The 15843-nt window shown below is 60.1% G+C and carries 12 protein-coding genes; 4 read left to right on the top strand and 8 right to left on the bottom strand.

Annotated features, from left to right (window positions below; translation table 11 throughout):
* Nucleotides 1-109: 109 nt before the first annotated feature.
* The 5 genes from ACOYXI_RS26550 to aceK form a co-directional block, all read right to left on the bottom strand.
* Entirely contained in the window at nt 110-343 is a 234-nt protein-coding gene (locus ACOYXI_RS26550) for an anti-sigma factor family protein (RefSeq protein ID WP_098967716.1), read from the bottom strand.
* Complete coding sequence (locus tag ACOYXI_RS26545; RefSeq protein ID WP_003222662.1) at nt 337-951, bottom strand: RNA polymerase sigma factor; 615 nt, start codon at nt 949-951, stop codon at nt 337-339. The genes ACOYXI_RS26550 and ACOYXI_RS26545 overlap by 7 nt, the downstream gene beginning before the upstream one ends.
* A gap of 106 nt (nt 952-1057) precedes the next feature.
* Nucleotides 1058-2179, bottom strand: coding sequence for a beta-ketoacyl-ACP synthase III (locus ACOYXI_RS26540; protein ID WP_027614543.1), 1122 nt, complete (start codon nt 2177-2179; stop codon nt 1058-1060).
* Nucleotides 2180-2479: 300 nt separating this feature from the next.
* On the bottom strand, nt 2480-6391 hold the full coding sequence (gene hrpA, locus ACOYXI_RS26535; RefSeq protein ID WP_461675473.1) for an ATP-dependent RNA helicase HrpA: 3912 nt from the start codon (nt 6389-6391) through the stop codon (nt 2480-2482).
* A 254-nt stretch (nt 6392-6645) separates the two neighbouring features.
* Entirely contained in the window at nt 6646-8367 is a 1722-nt protein-coding gene (gene aceK, locus ACOYXI_RS26530) for a bifunctional isocitrate dehydrogenase kinase/phosphatase (RefSeq protein ID WP_095138571.1), read from the bottom strand.
* Nucleotides 8368-8369: 2 nt separating this feature from the next.
* On the opposite strand from aceK, the gene ACOYXI_RS26525 reads away from it, so the two are divergent.
* Both ACOYXI_RS26525 and ACOYXI_RS26520 read left to right on the top strand, forming a co-directional pair.
* Complete coding sequence (locus ACOYXI_RS26525; RefSeq protein WP_461675472.1) at nt 8370-10400, top strand: methyl-accepting chemotaxis protein; 2031 nt, start codon at nt 8370-8372, stop codon at nt 10398-10400.
* A gap of 85 nt (nt 10401-10485) precedes the next feature.
* Nucleotides 10486-11394 (top strand): DMT family transporter, encoded by a 909-nt coding sequence (locus tag ACOYXI_RS26520; RefSeq protein WP_098967709.1) that lies wholly within the window; start codon nt 10486-10488, stop codon nt 11392-11394.
* A gap of 135 nt (nt 11395-11529) precedes the next feature.
* Here ACOYXI_RS26520 and ACOYXI_RS26515 read toward each other — a convergent pair whose 3' ends face one another.
* On the bottom strand, nt 11530-12393 hold the full coding sequence (locus ACOYXI_RS26515; RefSeq protein WP_098967708.1) for a DMT family transporter: 864 nt from the start codon (nt 12391-12393) through the stop codon (nt 11530-11532).
* A gap of 450 nt (nt 12394-12843) precedes the next feature.
* Between ACOYXI_RS26515 and ACOYXI_RS26510 the strand changes: the two genes are divergently transcribed.
* Nucleotides 12844-13371 (top strand): hypothetical protein, encoded by a 528-nt coding sequence (locus ACOYXI_RS26510; RefSeq protein ID WP_461675471.1) that lies wholly within the window; start codon nt 12844-12846, stop codon nt 13369-13371.
* A gap of 35 nt (nt 13372-13406) precedes the next feature.
* The gene (locus ACOYXI_RS26505; RefSeq protein ID WP_167734099.1) at nt 13407-13565 is read left to right on the top strand and encodes a hypothetical protein; all 159 of its coding nucleotides are present in this window, start codon (nt 13407-13409) and stop codon (nt 13563-13565) included.
* A gap of 58 nt (nt 13566-13623) precedes the next feature.
* Here the strand turns inward: ACOYXI_RS26505 and ACOYXI_RS26500 are convergent, their stop codons facing one another.
* Nucleotides 13624-14562, bottom strand: a complete 939-nt coding sequence (locus ACOYXI_RS26500) for an aspartyl/asparaginyl beta-hydroxylase domain-containing protein (protein ID WP_027614536.1) — start codon at nt 14560-14562, stop codon at nt 13624-13626.
* A gap of 184 nt (nt 14563-14746) precedes the next feature.
* On the bottom strand, nt 14747-15721 hold the full coding sequence (gene cysK, locus ACOYXI_RS26495; protein WP_041070300.1) for a cysteine synthase A: 975 nt from the start codon (nt 15719-15721) through the stop codon (nt 14747-14749).
* Nucleotides 15722-15843: the final 122 nt, after the last annotated feature.

Here is a 15843-nt window from a genome sequence, read left to right as displayed (position 1 = left end):
TTCTGCAGGATGCAAAAACACTGTAGGAGCTGCCGGAGGCTGCGATCTTTTGATCTTGTTTTTGAGGATCAAAAGATCGCAGCCTTCGGCAGCTCCTACAAGTGAGATTCTATTTTTCCTTACGGCGTTGCTCGGCCAGACGCTCAGCCAGCGCATCCACACCCTCTTGCGGCTTCTCCGGCATCGCCTTCAACGTGGCCTGCATCAAACGCATCTGACGAATGAACCGCCGACAGTTGGGGCAGAACATCAGGTGATGGCGCACCAGCAGCTTCTCGCGAAAGCTCAACTGGCCATCGAGATAATCGCTGGAGCGTGCCACTTGTTCCTTGCAGGTCAGCATTCGCCGGTCTCCTCAAAATGCTCCACCGTGGCGAAGACTTTCAGCCGCGCACGATGCAGCAGCACACGGACATTGGAGAGCGAGATCTCCAGAAGATTACAGATCTCTTCCAGCTCCAGACCCTGACGTTCGCGCAGCAGCAACACGCTGCTTTGCAGTTCCGACAGGCTGAGCAAGGTGTGCTCAAGGCAATCACGCAGTTCGCTTTCGGTGAGCAAGGCTTCCGGGGTGTCCTGATGCCAGGCGAATGGCGCCACCAGCCAATGGCCGTCACCGGGCGAAAAACGGTCGTCATCGATGGTGCCGTGGGGTGACGGCAGATCATCCATCAACACTTCGCGGCGGTTTTGTTTGTAACGGCTTTTGGCGGAATTGGCGGTGATGGTCAGCAGCCAGGTCTTGAGACTGGATCGACCCTCGAAGCTGCCGATATGGCGCACCACCGAGAGCCAGGCGTCCTGCACCACTTCTTCAACATGGCGCTGGCCGACGATGGCATACGCCACGGCGCGCATGGCGCTCTGGTAGGTGCTGACCAGCTCCTTGAAAGCCTTTTGCTCACCCGCGAGCAGACGTTCGAGCAGTTGGGTGTCGTCCGTTGCGGCCATGCACGCCTCGTTTTCAGATGGTCGAAAGCAAAAGATCGCAGCCTGCGGCAGCTCCTACAGAGATCAGTGTAGGAGCTGCCGCAGGCTGCGATCTTTTCAGGCGCACTCAGCGCTTGCGCAGAATCACGCTGCCGATCGAGTAACCGGCGCCGAACGAGCTCAGCACGGCCAGCGAACCGGCGGCCAGATCGTCCTGATATTTGTGGAAGGCAATCACCGAGCCGGCAGAGCTGGTGTTGGCGTAGGTGTCGAGAATCACCGGGGCTTCTTCTTCGGTGGCTTCACGGCCCAGCAGCTTGCGCACGATCAGGTGGTTCATGCTCAGGTTGGCCTGGTGCAGCCAGAAGCGCTTGACGTCGCCGACGTTGAGTTTGTTCTCCTCCAGATGCTCACCGATCAGCTCGGCGACCATCGGGCAGACGTCCTTGAACACCTTGCGACCTTCCTGCACGAACAGCTTGTCGCGGGCACCGATGCCCTCTTCCGCGGCGCGGTTGAGGAAGCCGAAGTTGTTGCGGATGTTGTTGGAGAACTTGGTCAGCAGTTTGGTGCTGACCACGTCGAACTGGTACTTGGACGTCGCCAGGTCGGCGCGCTCGATGATCACCGCCGTTGCGGCGTCACCGAAGATGAAGTGGCTGTCGCGGTCACGGAAGTTCAGGTGACCGGTGCAGACTTCCGGGTTGACCATCAGAATCGCCCGGGCCTGGCCCAGTTGCACGCTGTTGGCCGCGGCCTGAATGCCGAAGGTCGCCGAGGAGCAGGCGACGTTCATGTCGAAACCGAAACCCTGAATGCCCAGTGCTTCCTGGACTTCGATGGCGATGGCCGGGTAGGCGCGTTGCAGATTGGAGCAGGCGACGATCACGCCGTCGATGTCGGCGGCGGTCTTGCCGGCACGTTGCAGGGCCTGTTCGGCGGCGCCGATGGCCATCTGGCAGAGGACTGACCATTCGTCGTTGGAACGCTCCGGCAGGCGCGGGGCCATGCGCGCAGGATCAAGGATGCCGTCCTTGTCCATGACAAAGCGGCTCTTGATGCCCGAGGCTTTTTCGATGAATGCAGCACTGGATTCGGTCAGCGCCTGGACTTCACCGCTGGCGATGGCGTCGGCGTTGTCGGCGTTGAACTGCGCGACGTAGGTATTGAAAGACTGCACCAGCTCTTCGTTGGAGATGCTGTTGGCCGGGGTGTACAGGCCGGTGCCGCTGATGACGACGTTATGCATGGTCGTTTCTCTAATCTGTTCAGGCAGAAAGCGCTGGCACCGACGTACCAACACACAAAGGGTCTGTTCCCGTCCGCGGGACGCTGACCTGGCATCGCTTTATTCCGCCACGTGACCCGGCCGAAGGCTCTGGGTCACGAAACCGGCGTTTATGGTCGCGAAGTTTGCCATAAACCCAAGGTTTTGGCGCCTTTCTCAAGCACAACCCAAATCCCGATGTGGGGCATATCTCTATCTTTGTGGTGAGGGGATTTATCCCCTCACCACAAATGCCCACAGGTGATCGAGCAGGGTTGGGGATCAGGCCTCGACCTGACTCCATTGCTTGCTCAGCCGTTTGTCCGAAATCGGCGCTTTCGTCCCCAACTGCTGGGCGAACAGCGACACGCGGTATTCCTCCAGCCACCAACGGTACAGTTCAAGCTGCGGATCGCGTTTGCCTTCCTGGGCATGTTTCGCCGCGCGTGTCTGGTATTGCGCCCAGAGGCCGGCCAGTTCACCGCTCCAGACGCGATCCTTCTGCACTTGCGCACCGAGTTTCTCGAAACGCTGCTCGACCGCCTTCAGATAACGCGGCAACTCTTTGAGCCATTGCATCGGTGTTTCCCGGACGAAACCCGGATACACCAGATTGCTGATTTGCTGCTTGATGTCATTCAGCGCCACAGCCTGCGCCAGATCGATCTTGCCCTTGAAGCGTTTTTGCAGACCGTGCCACAGCTTGAGGATCTCCAGCGTCAGCCGCGCCACGCGCTCGGCGTGTTCGGTCCAGCTGCCGCGCTTGCGTTCGGCCAATGCCGCCAGCCCGGCGCCGTCACGGGGCAACGGGTCTTCGCCTTCCAGAATGCAGCTGTCGAGGCTGGCCAGCAGAATGTCTTCGACCAGCGCATCGACCCGGCCCAACTCGCGATAGAGCAGGCCCAACTCGGTGATACCCGGCAGTTTGCTGCGCAGGAACTTCGCCGGCTCCGCCAGTTGCTGCAGCAGCAGCCGTTGCAAGGCGCGGCGATGCTGGAACTCGGCTTCGGCCGGGGTCGAGAACCGCCCTTCCTTGACCGTGCCGCCCTCTTCCACCAGCGCCGGATAGACCGTCATCGACAATCCGGCAATCTTCTGCTGGGTCTTTTCCGCCACCGGGGCGAAGACCTTGGCCTCCACCGGTTGCTGACTTTTCGCACTCTGCGGCACCGCCAAAGCCGCCTGGCTGGCTTCGGCAAACCGTGCGGTCAGCTCGGCCAGATCACGGCCCTCGCCAAGGAACTTGCCCTGGCCGTCGACGATTTCCAGGTTCATCCGCAGATGGCCTTCGACCTGCTGCGCCGCTTCCGCCCATGCTTCATCGCTGACGCGTGCGCCGGTCATGCGCAGCAACTCGCGACCGAGCGCTTGCGGCAGCGAGCCCTCGGCGAAGGTCATGCGCTGCAACGCCGCCTTGATGAAGTCCGGCACCGGCACGAAGTTCTTGCGCAGGGCCTTTGGCAGGTTGCGCACCAGCGCAATGCACTTGGCCTCGATCAGCCCCGGCACCAGCCATTCCAGGCGCTCCGGCGGCAGCATCGGCAGCAGCGGTGCCGGCACGCGCAGGGTCACGCCGTCGCGCGGGTGATTGGGTTCGAAGTGATAACTGAGCGCCAGTTCCAGATCACCGATGTGCAGCGTGTCCGGGTAGTCGCGCGCGGTGACCTCACTGGCCTCGCGGGCCAGCACGTCTTCTTCGCGCATGATCAGCAATTGCGGGTCTTTCTGGCTGTTGACCCGATACCAGCTGTCGAACGTCGCGGTCTGATGAATCTCCGCCGGCAAGCGCGCATCGTAGAACGCGTACAGGGTTTCTTCGTCAGCGAGAATGTCGCGGCGCCGAGCCTTGGCTTCCAGCTCGTCGAGCTGTTCGAGCAACTGCTTGTTGGCGGTCAGGCACTTGGCTTTCGACTGAATCTCGCCACGCACCAGACCTTCGCGGATAAACAGCTCACGCGAGACCAGCGGATCCACCGGGCCGTAATGCACCGGGCGGCGACCCACCACGATCAGCCCGAACAGGGTGATCTGCTCGTAGGCCACGACCTGGCCGCGCTTCTTCTCCCAGTGCGGTTCGAAATGGTTTTTCTTGATCAGGTGCCCGGCCAGCGGCTCGATCCAGTCGGCATCGATCTTGGCGACCATGCGCGCGTAGAGCTTGGTGGTTTCCACCAGTTCGGCGGTCATCAGCCACTGCGGACGCTTCTTGCCAATGCCCGATGACGGATGAATCCAGAAGCGCCGCTGACGGGCACCGAGGTAATCGCCGTCCTCGGTTTTCTGGCCGATCTGGCTGAGCAGACCGACCAATACCGCTTTGTGCAGTTTCGGGTAATCCGCCGGCTCTTTATTGAGGCTCAACTGCATGTCGCGGCAGATCAGGCTCAACTGGCGATGAGAGTCACGCCACTCGCGCAGACGCAGATAATTGAGGAAATTCTTCCGGCACCAGTTACGCAGCGGACTGGCGGTCAGCACCTGACGCTGCTCTTCAAAACCGCGCCACAGATTAACCAGTCCGGCGAAGTCCGAATCGCTGTCTTTCCATTGTGCGTGGGCCTGATCGGCTGCTTGCTGACGCTCCGGCGGACGCTCGCGCGGATCCTGAATCGACATCGCACTGGCGACGATCAGCACTTCCTGCAAGCTGCCGAGCTTCGCCGCTTCCAGCAGCATGCGGCCCATGCGCGGGTCGACCGGCAAGCGCGCCAACTGGCGACCGAGCGGGGTCAGCTGGCTGTTGCGATCCACCGCCGAGAGCTCTTGCAGCAGGTTGAAACCGTCGCTGATCGCCTTGCCGTCCGGCGGCTCGATGAACGGGAACGCGGTGATCTCACCGAGGCGCAGGTGCAGCATCTGCAAGATCACGGCAGCAAGGTTGGTACGCAGAATTTCCGGATCGGTGAATTCCGGGCGACCGAGGAAGTCTTCTTCGCTGTACAGACGCACGCAGATCCCCGGCTCGACCCGGCCGCAACGACCTTTACGCTGATTGGCGCTGGCCTGGGAAATCGCCTCGATCGGCAGACGTTGCACTTTGGCGCGGTAGCTGTAGCGACTGATGCGCGCGGTGCCGCTGTCGATCACGTAACGGATGCCCGGCACGGTCAATGAAGTCTCGGCAACGTTGGTCGCCAGCACCACGCGCCGCCCCGGATGCGACTGGAAAATCCGCTGCTGTTCGGCCGGCGACAGGCGCGCGTACAGCGGCAGGATTTCCGTGTGTTTGAGCTGAGCCTTGCGCAGCATGTCGGCAGCATCGCGAATCTCGCGCTCGCCAGGCAGGAACACCAGCACATCGCCGGGGCTGCGGCGTTCGCTGCGCTCGTAGGCGGCAATTTCATCGAGGGTGGCGAGGATCGCCTGATCCACGGTCAGGTCGTCTTCGACACGGTTGCCCTCTTCATCCTGCTCCAGGGTCAGCGGGCGATACCAGGTGTCCACCGGGAAAGTCCGCCCGGACACCTCGACGATCGGCGCATCGTCGAAATGCTTGGAGAAGCGCTCCAGATCGATGGTCGCCGAAGTGATGATGACCTTCAGATCCGGGCGACGCGGCAGCAGGGTTTTCAGGTAACCGAGCAGGAAGTCGATGTTCAGGCTGCGTTCGTGGGCTTCGTCGACGATGATCGTGTCGTAGCGTTCGAGGTAGCGGTCGTTCTGGGTTTCCGCCAGCAGGATGCCGTCGGTCATCAGTTTGATCAGGGTGTTGGAATCGCTTTGATCCTCGAAGCGCACCTGATAGCCAACCAGCGAACCGAGCGGTGTGCCGAGTTCTTCGGCCACCCGGCTGGCGACGCTGCGCGCAGCGATTCGGCGTGGCTGGGTATGGCCGATCAAGCCATGCTGGCCGCGACCGATTTCCAGGCAGATTTTCGGCAACTGGGTGGTTTTACCCGAGCCGGTTTCGCCAGCGATGATCAGCACCTGATGCTTCTCCAGCGCTGCCTTGATTTCGTCGCGCTTGGCGGCGATCGGCAGGCTGTCGTCGTAACGAATCACTGGCAGGCTGGCACGGCGCGCCAGCACCTGATCACAGGACGCCTGCATGCGCGCCACCCACTGGGCCAGTTTGGCCTCGTCGGGTTTCTTGCGCAGCTCGAGCAACTGCCGCCGCAGCCGGTGACGGTCGGCGAGCATGGCGTGATCGAGGTTTTTCAGCAGTTTGTCGATGGAGGGCGATTCGTCGGTCATCGGGTACGCAATTCGGTCGTCTGTTTATGCAGGGGGGCGATTGTCGCAGATTTGCGTCACTGAACACGACTGCGAGGTGCTTTTGTGGCGAGGGGATTTATCCCCGATCGGCTGCGCAGCAGTCGCCGACTGGATATGAAAGTCGCTCTGAAGCGTCTGAGTTGAATGGTTTTTTGGGGGGGCTTCGCACCCCATCGGGGATAAATCCCCTCGCCACAAGATAAATCCCCTCACCACAATGTGTTCACTGGGAGTTATTCGTTATCGAGGCCTTTGCGGCGGTAAGGGAAGACGTCGATGACTTTGCCGGCGCGAATCGCCTCTTGCAAACCCTTCCAGTAATCGGCGTTATACAACTCGCCATGCAGTTGATCGAACAATTTGCGCTGCCCGGCATCGGCGAACAGGAAAGGCGGAAACTCTTCCGGGAACACATCCAGCGGCCCGATCGAGTACCACGGTTCGGACGCCATTTCGTCCTCGGGGGTGCGCGGCGCGGGGATGTGGCGGAAGTTCGCTTCGGTCAGGAAGCAGATCTCGTCGTAGTCGTAGAACACCACTCGGCCGTGACGAGTGACGCCGAAGTTCTTCAGCAACATGTCGCCGGGAAAGATGTTGGCCGCCGCCAGTTGCTTGATCGCCAGGCCGTAGTCCTCCAGCGCCTCGCGCACCTGCGCTTCATTGGCGTTTTCCAGATAGAGGTTGAGCGGGGTCATCCGGCGCTCGGTCCAGCAGTGGCGGATCAGCACCGTATCGCCTTCGACCGAGACCGTCGACGGCGCGACTTCCAGCAGTTCTTCCAGGCACGCCGGATCAAACTTGCTCAGCGGAAAACGGAAGTCGGCGAACTCCTGGGTATCGGCCATGCGCCCGACCCGGTCGACACTTTTCACCAGACGGTATTTTTCGATCACCGTCGCCCGGTCGACGTTTTTCGACGGCGAGAAACGGTCCTTGATGATCTTGAATACGGTGTTGAAGCCCGGCAGGGTAAACACGCTCATGACCATGCCGCGCACACCGGGGGCCATGATGAACTGGTCGTCGGTGTTGGCCAGGTGATTGATCAGCGCCCGGTAGAACTCGGATTTGCCGTGCTTGTAGAAGCCGATCGAGGTGTACAGCTCGGCGATGTGCTTACCCGGCAGGATGCGCCGCAGGAAGCCGATGAACTCCGCCGGCACCGGCACATCGACCATGAAATACGAACGGGTGAAGGAGAAGATGATCGACACATCGGCTTCGTCGGTGATCAGCGCATCGATCTGAATCCCGCGGCCCTCGCGGTGCAGCAATGGAATCACCAGCGGCCACTGCTCGTCGCGGGTGTAGATGCGCCCGACCAGATACGCGCCCTTGTTTCGGTACAGCACCGAGGAAAACAGCTCCACGCTCAGCTCCGGATCCTTGCACACCCAGTCCGGCAAATTCTCGCGCAGTTGCGACTCGAGGCGCTGCAGGTCGCCGGGCAGATCAGCGTAATCCTCGCTGAAGCGGTAGTCGGCAAAGATGCTGGCGAGCATCGATGACAACTGGCCCTGCGGCTTGTAGGTGCGGGTTTGCGCAGCACGGGCGCGGCGCAGGCTCGGCCGGGTGGTGTGGATGAACATGCAGCCATCGCTGATCAGGTCGTGGCTGAACAGCCCGCAGAAGATCGAGTTGTACCAGGTCTCGGACAGCTCATCGTCGAAGCGCAGGTCGATGACACTGATGTAAGCACTTTTCACCAACGGCCAACTGCCGACATTCATCAGCGTCTCGTCGTCGAAATGCTCGCGCAGGCGGGCGATGGTTTCGCCGACCTTTTCTTCGTAGAGATTGATCCGCGCCGCCGACGCGGTCTGCGTCTCCTGCCAGCGCGCCTGCTCGAAGCGCTCGCGCGCACCGTCGGTGATCCGCCGGAAATGCTCGCGGTAATCGTCAAAGCCATCGAGGATCATGCGGGCGATGTCGGTGGCTGGCCATTGCTGCGGCATAGATGAGACCTCGGCGTGCAAGTGGAAATCTGTGCCTGAGCTTAGCCACGGATGCATGCGCAGGAGAAGTGCAATTTCTGCCAAAAGCGCGGCAGGGTTGTACAGCGACACAGTTTTTATCAAAGTTTTTTGAGTCGACCGTTCGGTCAATTAACCGCCCTCTCAGTCTCGCCTGCCGCCCCGCGCCAGCCCGCGAATTCCCTGTGATTCGGATCCAATCCCTGCCCCACCGCTCTGGCTCGCGGTTTACCGCTGCGTTCCTGCCTTTCGATGATAGAGATGAACTGCTCACAGATTGGTCTTACCAAAATAGTGGCACTTTGATATACAGCCTGCCAGCACCCGCCTCACAACAAGATCCTCGCCCACGAGGACGACCTCTTCCTCATAGATCAAGGAGCACATTGATGTCTATCCGCAATCTGCGCATCGGTTTGCGCGCCAGTTTGAGTTTTGCCGTATTGGCCGCCCTGCTGGTGGTGGTCGGCCTGTTCGGCCTGGGCCAGATGAAAAATCTGCGTGAGAGCGCAACGGTGATCGAGGAATCGTGGATGCCCAGCATCGAGAGCATTCACGATGCGGCGGCGAACATCGCCAACATCCGCCTCGAATCCCTGCGCCTGATCACCAGCACCCAGCCGGCGGTACGCGACACAAGCAAAGGCCTCATCAAGGTGCAACGCGAAGAATTGTCGAAGCGCCTGAAGGACCACACCGCTCTACTGGCCAGCGATGCGGAACGGGCGATGCTCGACGGTTTGAATGGCGACGTCGCCAAGTACATGAGCATCCTGGACCAGATCATCGCTCAGATCGACGCCGGGCAAAGTGAACAGGCCTATGCCCGTCTGAACAATGAACTGGCGCCACAGGGCCGGATCCTCGACAAGGCGCTGGAGCAGATGATCAGCTTCAACCAGCAAGGCGCCGACAGCGCCGCCGAAGCTGCTGCCGGGGTTTATCAGCAGGCGCTGTGGATTGTCGCGAGCATCATCGTTATCGCCCTGATCGCCACCCTGCTGCTGGCCTGGCTGCTGACCCGCAGCATCACCGCACCGATCAATCAAGCCCTGTCCGTCGCGCAAAAAATTGCCGCCGGCGACCTCAGCGGCCAGATTGCCGATCACGGTAGCGATGAGGCGGCGCAGTTGCTCAGCGCCCTCGCCGAGATGCAGAACAACCTGCGCTCGACCATCCGTGGCATCAGCGAATCGGCGCAGCAACTGGCCTCCGCCGCCGAAGAAATGAGCTCGGTGATGGAGCAAAGCACCCGTGGCCTGCAACAGCAGAACGATCAGATCGAACAGGCCGCCACCGCCGTCACCGAGATGAGCACGGCGGTGGATGAAGTTGCGGCCAACGCAGTGTCCAGCGCCGAGGCATCCGAAGCCTCGAACGAGGACAGCAAACACGGGCATGTGCAGGTCAGCGAGACCATCAGCTCGATTCAGGAACTGGTCAGCGCGGTGCTCGGTGCGTCGGAACAGGCCGAAGGCCTCGCCACTCAGGCTCAGGACATCAGCAAGGTGCTGGAGGTGATTCGCGGCATCGCCGGGCAAACCAACCTGCTGGCGCTCAACGCCGCCATCGAAGCGGCGCGCGCGGGTGAGGCCGGACGCGGTTTTGCGGTGGTCGCCGATGAAGTGCGTTCGCTGGCGCAACGCACGCAGAACTCCACCGAAGAAATCGAGCTGATGATCAGCAGCATCCAGCAAGGCACCGGCGCCACCGTCGGCGCGCTGCAAAGCAGTGCCGAGCAAGCCAGCCACACGTTGCGCCGGGCCAACAGTGCCGGTCAGGCACTGGAGAAAATCACCGCGTCGATCTCGCAGATCAACCAGCGCAACCTGGTGATCGCCAGCGCGGCCGAGCAGCAAGCGCTGGTCGCGCGCGAGGTTGATCAGAATCTGGTGACCATCCGCGATCTCTCGACCCAGACCGCCGCCGGCGCTACCCAGACCTCCGCTGCCAGTCAGGAACTGTCGCGCCTGGCGATCGACCTCAACGGCCTGGTGACGCGCTTCGTGCTCTGAATGAAAAATTAAATGCCCGATTGACGGTTGCCATCGACAAAGCGCTCGGCAACACTCTCGTCCCGATCAAGGAAGGAGTGCCACCGTGAGCGCTGTCGATATTTTCCGCATGCTGTCGCTGGCAGCCATCTGGGGCGCGAGCTTCCTGTTCATGCGCATTATTGCGCCGGTGATCGGCACCATTCCGACCGCGTTCTTTCGGGTGTCGATTGCTGCCGTCGGTCTGCTGGTGATTCTCGGGCTGATGCGCATCAGCTGGGATTTCAAGGGCAAACTGAAAACGGTGATGTTGCTGGGCGTTATCAACTCGGGGATTCCGGCGACGTTGTATTCGGTGGCGGCGCAAGTGTTGCCGGCCGGTTACTCGGCAATCTTCAACGCCACCACGCCGTTGATGGGCGTGTTGATTGGCGGGCTGTTTTTCAGCGAAAAACTCACTGTCGCGAAACTGACCGGAGTGTTTCTCGGCTTGTTCGGTGTCGGCGTGCTGACGCGCGCAGGTCCGGTCGCGTTCGATCTGCAATTGCTGATGGGCGCCCTCGCCTGCCTGCTCGCTACCACTTGCTACGGCTTCGCCGGGTTCCTCACGCGGCGCTGGCTGGATCACAGCGGCGGGCTCGACAGTCGTCTCTCGGCCGTGGGCAGCATGCTCGGCGCCTCGCTGTTTCTGTTGCCACTGTTCGGCTACAGCGTGATCACCGCCCCTCCGGCAAGCTGGGGTGGGTGGAATGTCTGGCTGTCGCTGCTGGGCCTGGGTCTGGGCTGCACGGCGTTCGCCTACATCATCTATTTCCGCCTGCTCAGCTCCATCGGCCCGGTCAAATCGATGACCGTGACCTTCATGATTCCGGCGTTCGGCGTGTTGTGGGGCGCATTGTTGCTGGATGAACCGCTGTCGATGGCGCACCTGTATGGCGGGGTGTTGATTGCGCTGGCGTTGTGGCTGGTGTTGAAGCCGGCGGTGGTGAAGCCCGCTGCCGTAACCGTCCGCTGATTTGCGGCGTTAACAAGTCAGTCTTCGCGAGCAAGCCCGCTCCCACAGGAGGAATGCATTCCAATGGTGGGAGCGGGCTTGCTCGCGAAGAGGCCGGCCCAGACACTGAAAATGCCCGGGTTGGCCTGAAGGTTTTCAAGCAGTTTTACGGAACACAAACGCCAGCCCGACGATGATCAACAGCATCCCCAGCACACTCAACGCCGCCAGACGATTGCCGAAAATCAGGTAATCCATCACCGCCGTCACCGCCGGTACCAGATAGAACAGACTGGTGACATTCACCAGATTGCCCCGGGCGATCAGGCGATAGAGCAACAGTGTCGCCAACACCGACACCACCAGTCCCATCCACAACACCGGCACGATGAAACCCGTGCTCTGTTCAAAGTGGAACGGCTGAAATGGCACAAATATCCCGCACAACAACAGCCCGGCCAGATACTGCACCGGCAATGTGCCGAGGGGATTGTCGGTGATGCGCTTCTGCATGATCGAGCCCACCGTCATGCTCGCCAGCGCCAACAGACCGAACAGCATCCCTGCCCAGGACATCCCCGCCAGTCCGATCCCCTGATAAACCACCATGATCAGCCCGGCCAGCCCCAGCGCGAGGCCGAACATCCGGCTCGCCGAGCGCTGCCGCTCTATCAACACGACAGTGAGGATCGGCTGTACGCCCATGATGGTCGCCATCACCCCCGGCGTGACTCTGGTGTTCAGGGCCAGCAGATAGAAAATCTGATACGCCCCCAACAACACCACGCCCGTTGCAATCGCAAACAGCATCGGCCGACCGCCCTTGGGCAGCTTCAACTTGAGCAGCGGCGTCAACAGCAACAGCCCGCACAGCGCGATCACAAAGCGCATCAGCAGAAAGGCAAAGGGTGACGCATGGGCCAGGCCCCATTTGGAGAAGATTGCCCCGCTGCTCCACAGTAGAACGAACAGGCTCGTGGACGTCGCCGCGAGCGCGGATTTTTTCGAAAGGACAAACATGAATACCACCTGTAGTCAGGCAAATAGCCAACTCAGCCGAGGCTGAAATTCAGTAGGTTTTCTGGCGAGCGCAGGGGTCAGCAGAGAATGCCGATCAGCCCGAAACGCCAACGCCCGGCGGTGATACGACGGCGCACACCGGCGTGCTACTGACAGGTGGAGGGTAATGACTGATCTGCCCAGGCTGCTGATTCCCGCACGGCACGACGCCAGCGTTGACCGCTGAATCGACTACCGCGTTGATGAGGGATGCAGGCATTGGGGCTGATCTTTTTTGAAGGGTTTGGAGAGTGAATCAGATGATTCACGAGCGCCGACTATAACCAGCGTGGGACATGGATTGCAATGATTTGGACAAAGGGCCAGCAGGGACAGTTGGCCGCGAGGTGATTAGGCTGAAGAGCAACGGATAGGCCCATTGATGGGGAGACAGGGAATGCTCGGGATCACATGCCAAGGGAACGGACGAATTTGCGGTATCAGTTGTACAAGTCGCAGGCCAGGAAACAGGCAAGCATCGCCAAAGCTCTATTGCAGCTACCAGTGCGACAAGACTTGTCGAAAGTACGCTTCGAACCCATCGACGCCATAGCACTGAGCGCGTTCGAGCTCTGGGAGAATCCACTTTTTTGCTGGCGAGAGGTTGCCGCATGGAAATCACGAGAACCCCTGTCCCTGGATATCGCGATCTGGTTCGAAGAACAGCTCTGCGGACTGTGCTTCGTCAATCCGAACAAAAGCCGCCAACGTATTCGAATCGTACGATTGGAAGGGCGACCCGGAGATTCTCACCCGCTGAAAAATCGTATCGTGACCTTGGCGATGATGGTCATCGATGAGTTCGCCCAAATAGTCGGCAGCAAGTTCATTGAAGTCCAGGAGCCAATGCAGGGCGCAATTCCTGTTTATACAAAGCTCGGCTTCAAATTTGATTTGGAAGGTCGTCTTGTCCTAGCAGTGGAGAGTAAAGTATCGTGAAAACAGTTCAAGTAATGATCAATGAGGGAGGGAGCATGCGCAAATCAGTCAAGAAATCCCCCGCTAAGAAAAGATCAATCAAAACAGAAGAAAAGATTGTGTCATCCGGGCTATCAGCCAATCAGCAGCGCTTTCTGCAGTTACTGATTACAGGCATTGAAGACGAACCCAACGTTCTCGCCGGGCGCCGCTGACTCACAGACAATAAAAAACCGCTCACAAGGAGCGGTTTTTTCATTTCAACATCCGGCTTCAACCAAACAGCCAATACCCCAGCAACGTCAACACTACCACTGCCAATACCGGACGCAGGATGCGGTAGGCCTTGGGATTGCGGCGTTTCCACTGTTTGACCACGCCGCTGAACCGGTCGCTGAAGTTCTTGCTCCAGGCGTAGGCCTGGTTGATGCCGCCGACACGTTCATCATCAAGGTTCTGCGGCGCGGTGGCGCGGCCCAGCCAGGCGCTGATGGCGCGATTGATGCGGGTCATCAGGCGGTTGCTCAGCGGGCGTTCGACATCGCAGAACAGGATGACGCGGGTCTGTTCGGTCTCGTTCTTGACCCAGTGCACGTAGGTCTCATCGAACATCACGTCTTCACCGTCACGCCAGGCGTAGACCTGACCATCAACGAAGATCCGGCAATCGTCGGAGTTCGGTGTCGACAGGCCCAAGTGATAACGCAGCGAGCCGGCAAACGGGTCACGGTGCGGGTTCAGATGGCTGCCACCCGGCAACAGCGCGAACATCGCGCCTTTGACGTTAGGGATCGCACTGACCAGCGCCACGGTCTTCGGGCACAGGGTTTCGGCCGACGGCAGCGGTTTGTCGTACCACTTGAGGTAGAAACGTTTCCAGCCCTTCTTGAAGAACGAGCCGAAACCGGCGTCATTGTTCTTCTCGGCGGCGCGGATGTAGCCCTCGTCGAACAGGTGCATGGCTTCGTCGCGAATGGTTTCCCAGTTATCGCGCAACACATCCAGCTCCGGAAACTTGCTGCGATCCAGATACGGTTTGGAGGGAACGCCGGAGAACAGGTACATCAGCGCGTTGTACGGGGCGAACAGCGCCGAGTGGTTGACGAACTGACGCAGTACCGGCAAACGCGCCTTGCCGCGCAAATGCACATAGAGGATGCTGCCCACAAACAGCAGCAACACCAACACCTTGGCGGCTAACGAAAAGGTCATCAACGACTCCTTGAATAAAGACAACGCTGCGCAATGCCCATTACCCGGCATGGCAGCCGGCCATGATAAACACTACCGGCCTCGGGAAAAACCCGCTGAACCCAAGATTCAGTGTTAAGAATTGCGCAACAAAGCATTTATTAGCATAACGATCCTGAACCCTGGCTGATCTGAGTCAATTCGACTACTGCTGATTCTCCTGCTCGGTGAACAGATCGCTGAACAGCATGCTCGACAGATAGCGCTCACCGGAGTCCGGCAAAATCACCACGATGGTCTTGCCCTGCATTTCAGGCTTCTCGGCTAAACGCACTGCCACGGCCATGGCCGCGCCGCAAGAGATACCGCACAAAATCCCTTCTTCCTGCATCAGGCGCAGCGCCATGGCCTTGGACTCGTCGTCAGTGACCTGCTCCACCCGGTCGACCATCGACAGATCAAGGTTCTTCGGCACGAAACCCGCGCCAATCCCCTGAATCTTGTGTGGGCTCGGCTTGATCTCTTCACCCGCCAGCGCCTGGCTGATGACCGGCGAAGACACCGGCTCCACTGCCACCGACAGAATCGGTTTGCCCTGGGTATTCTTGATATACCGCGAAACGCCGGTGATGGTTCCGCCGGTCCCGACGCCAGCCACCAGCACATCGACGGCGCCATCGGTGTCGTTCCAGATTTCCGGGCCGGTGGTTTTTTCGTGGATCGCCGGGTTGGCCGGGTTATCGAACTGCGACGGCATGAAGTATTTACCAGTGTCGCTGGCAACAATTTCGGCAGCCTTCTCGATCGCGCCTTTCATGCCCTTGGCCGGTTCGGTCAGGACCAGCTCTGCGCCGAGGGCCTTGAGCACCTTGCGCCGCTCGATGCTCATTGATGCCGGCATGGTCAGCATCAATTTGTAACCACGGGCGGCGGCAACGAAGGCCAGACCGATGCCGGTATTGCCCGACGTCGGCTCGACGATGGTCATGCCCGGCTTGAGTTTGCCGCTGCTTTCGGCGTCCCAGATCATGTTCGCGCCGATCCGGCACTTGACCGAATAACCGGGGTTGCGCCCCTCGATCTTGGCCAGAATGGTCACGCCACGCGGCGCGATACGGTTGATCTGCACCAGCGGCGTGTTGCCGATGGAATGGGCGTTGTCAGCGAAAATACGGCTCATGGCTGGGTCCTTATGCAGCGTTGAATTCAGCCTTTCAAGGTATGCCTGTTGCCGGGCGCAGTCCAGTCGGGTCGAACGTCTGCGCCGCGCCACAGTCAATCGCTTACATCGTTCGGGAATTG

The organism is Pseudomonas sp. G3-19 (assembly GCF_054855875.1).
Note: the sequence above shows the minus strand (reverse complement) of the source record. Positions and strands in the feature narration are given on the sequence as shown.

Excerpts from the sequence above, each read along its gene's own strand:
- ACOYXI_RS26550 (WP_098967716.1), bottom strand. The coding sequence starts at position 343 with ATGCTGACCTGCAAGGAACAAGTGGCACGCTCCAGCGATTATCTCGAT.
- aceK (WP_095138571.1), bottom strand. The coding sequence starts at position 8,367 with ATGCCGCAGCAATGGCCAGCCACCGACATCGCCCGCATGATCCTCGAT.
- hrpA (WP_461675473.1), bottom strand. The coding sequence starts at position 6,391 with ATGACCGACGAATCGCCCTCCATCGACAAACTGCTGAAAAACCTCGAT.
- ACOYXI_RS26545 (WP_003222662.1), bottom strand. The coding sequence starts at position 951 with ATGGCCGCAACGGACGACACCCAACTGCTCGAACGTCTGCTCGCGGGT.
- ACOYXI_RS26525 (WP_461675472.1), top strand. The coding sequence starts at position 8,370 with ATGAGACCTCGGCGTGCAAGTGGAAATCTGTGCCTGAGCTTAGCCACG.
- ACOYXI_RS26500 (WP_027614536.1), bottom strand. The coding sequence starts at position 14,562 with ATGACCTTTTCGTTAGCCGCCAAGGTGTTGGTGTTGCTGCTGTTTGTG.
- ACOYXI_RS26515 (WP_098967708.1), bottom strand. The coding sequence starts at position 12,393 with ATGTTTGTCCTTTCGAAAAAATCCGCGCTCGCGGCGACGTCCACGAGC.
- cysK (WP_041070300.1), bottom strand. The coding sequence starts at position 15,721 with ATGAGCCGTATTTTCGCTGACAACGCCCATTCCATCGGCAACACGCCG.
- ACOYXI_RS26510 (WP_461675471.1), top strand. The coding sequence starts at position 12,844 with ATGCCAAGGGAACGGACGAATTTGCGGTATCAGTTGTACAAGTCGCAG.
- ACOYXI_RS26505 (WP_167734099.1), top strand. The coding sequence starts at position 13,407 with ATGCGCAAATCAGTCAAGAAATCCCCCGCTAAGAAAAGATCAATCAAA.
- ACOYXI_RS26540 (WP_027614543.1), bottom strand. The coding sequence starts at position 2,179 with ATGCATAACGTCGTCATCAGCGGCACCGGCCTGTACACCCCGGCCAAC.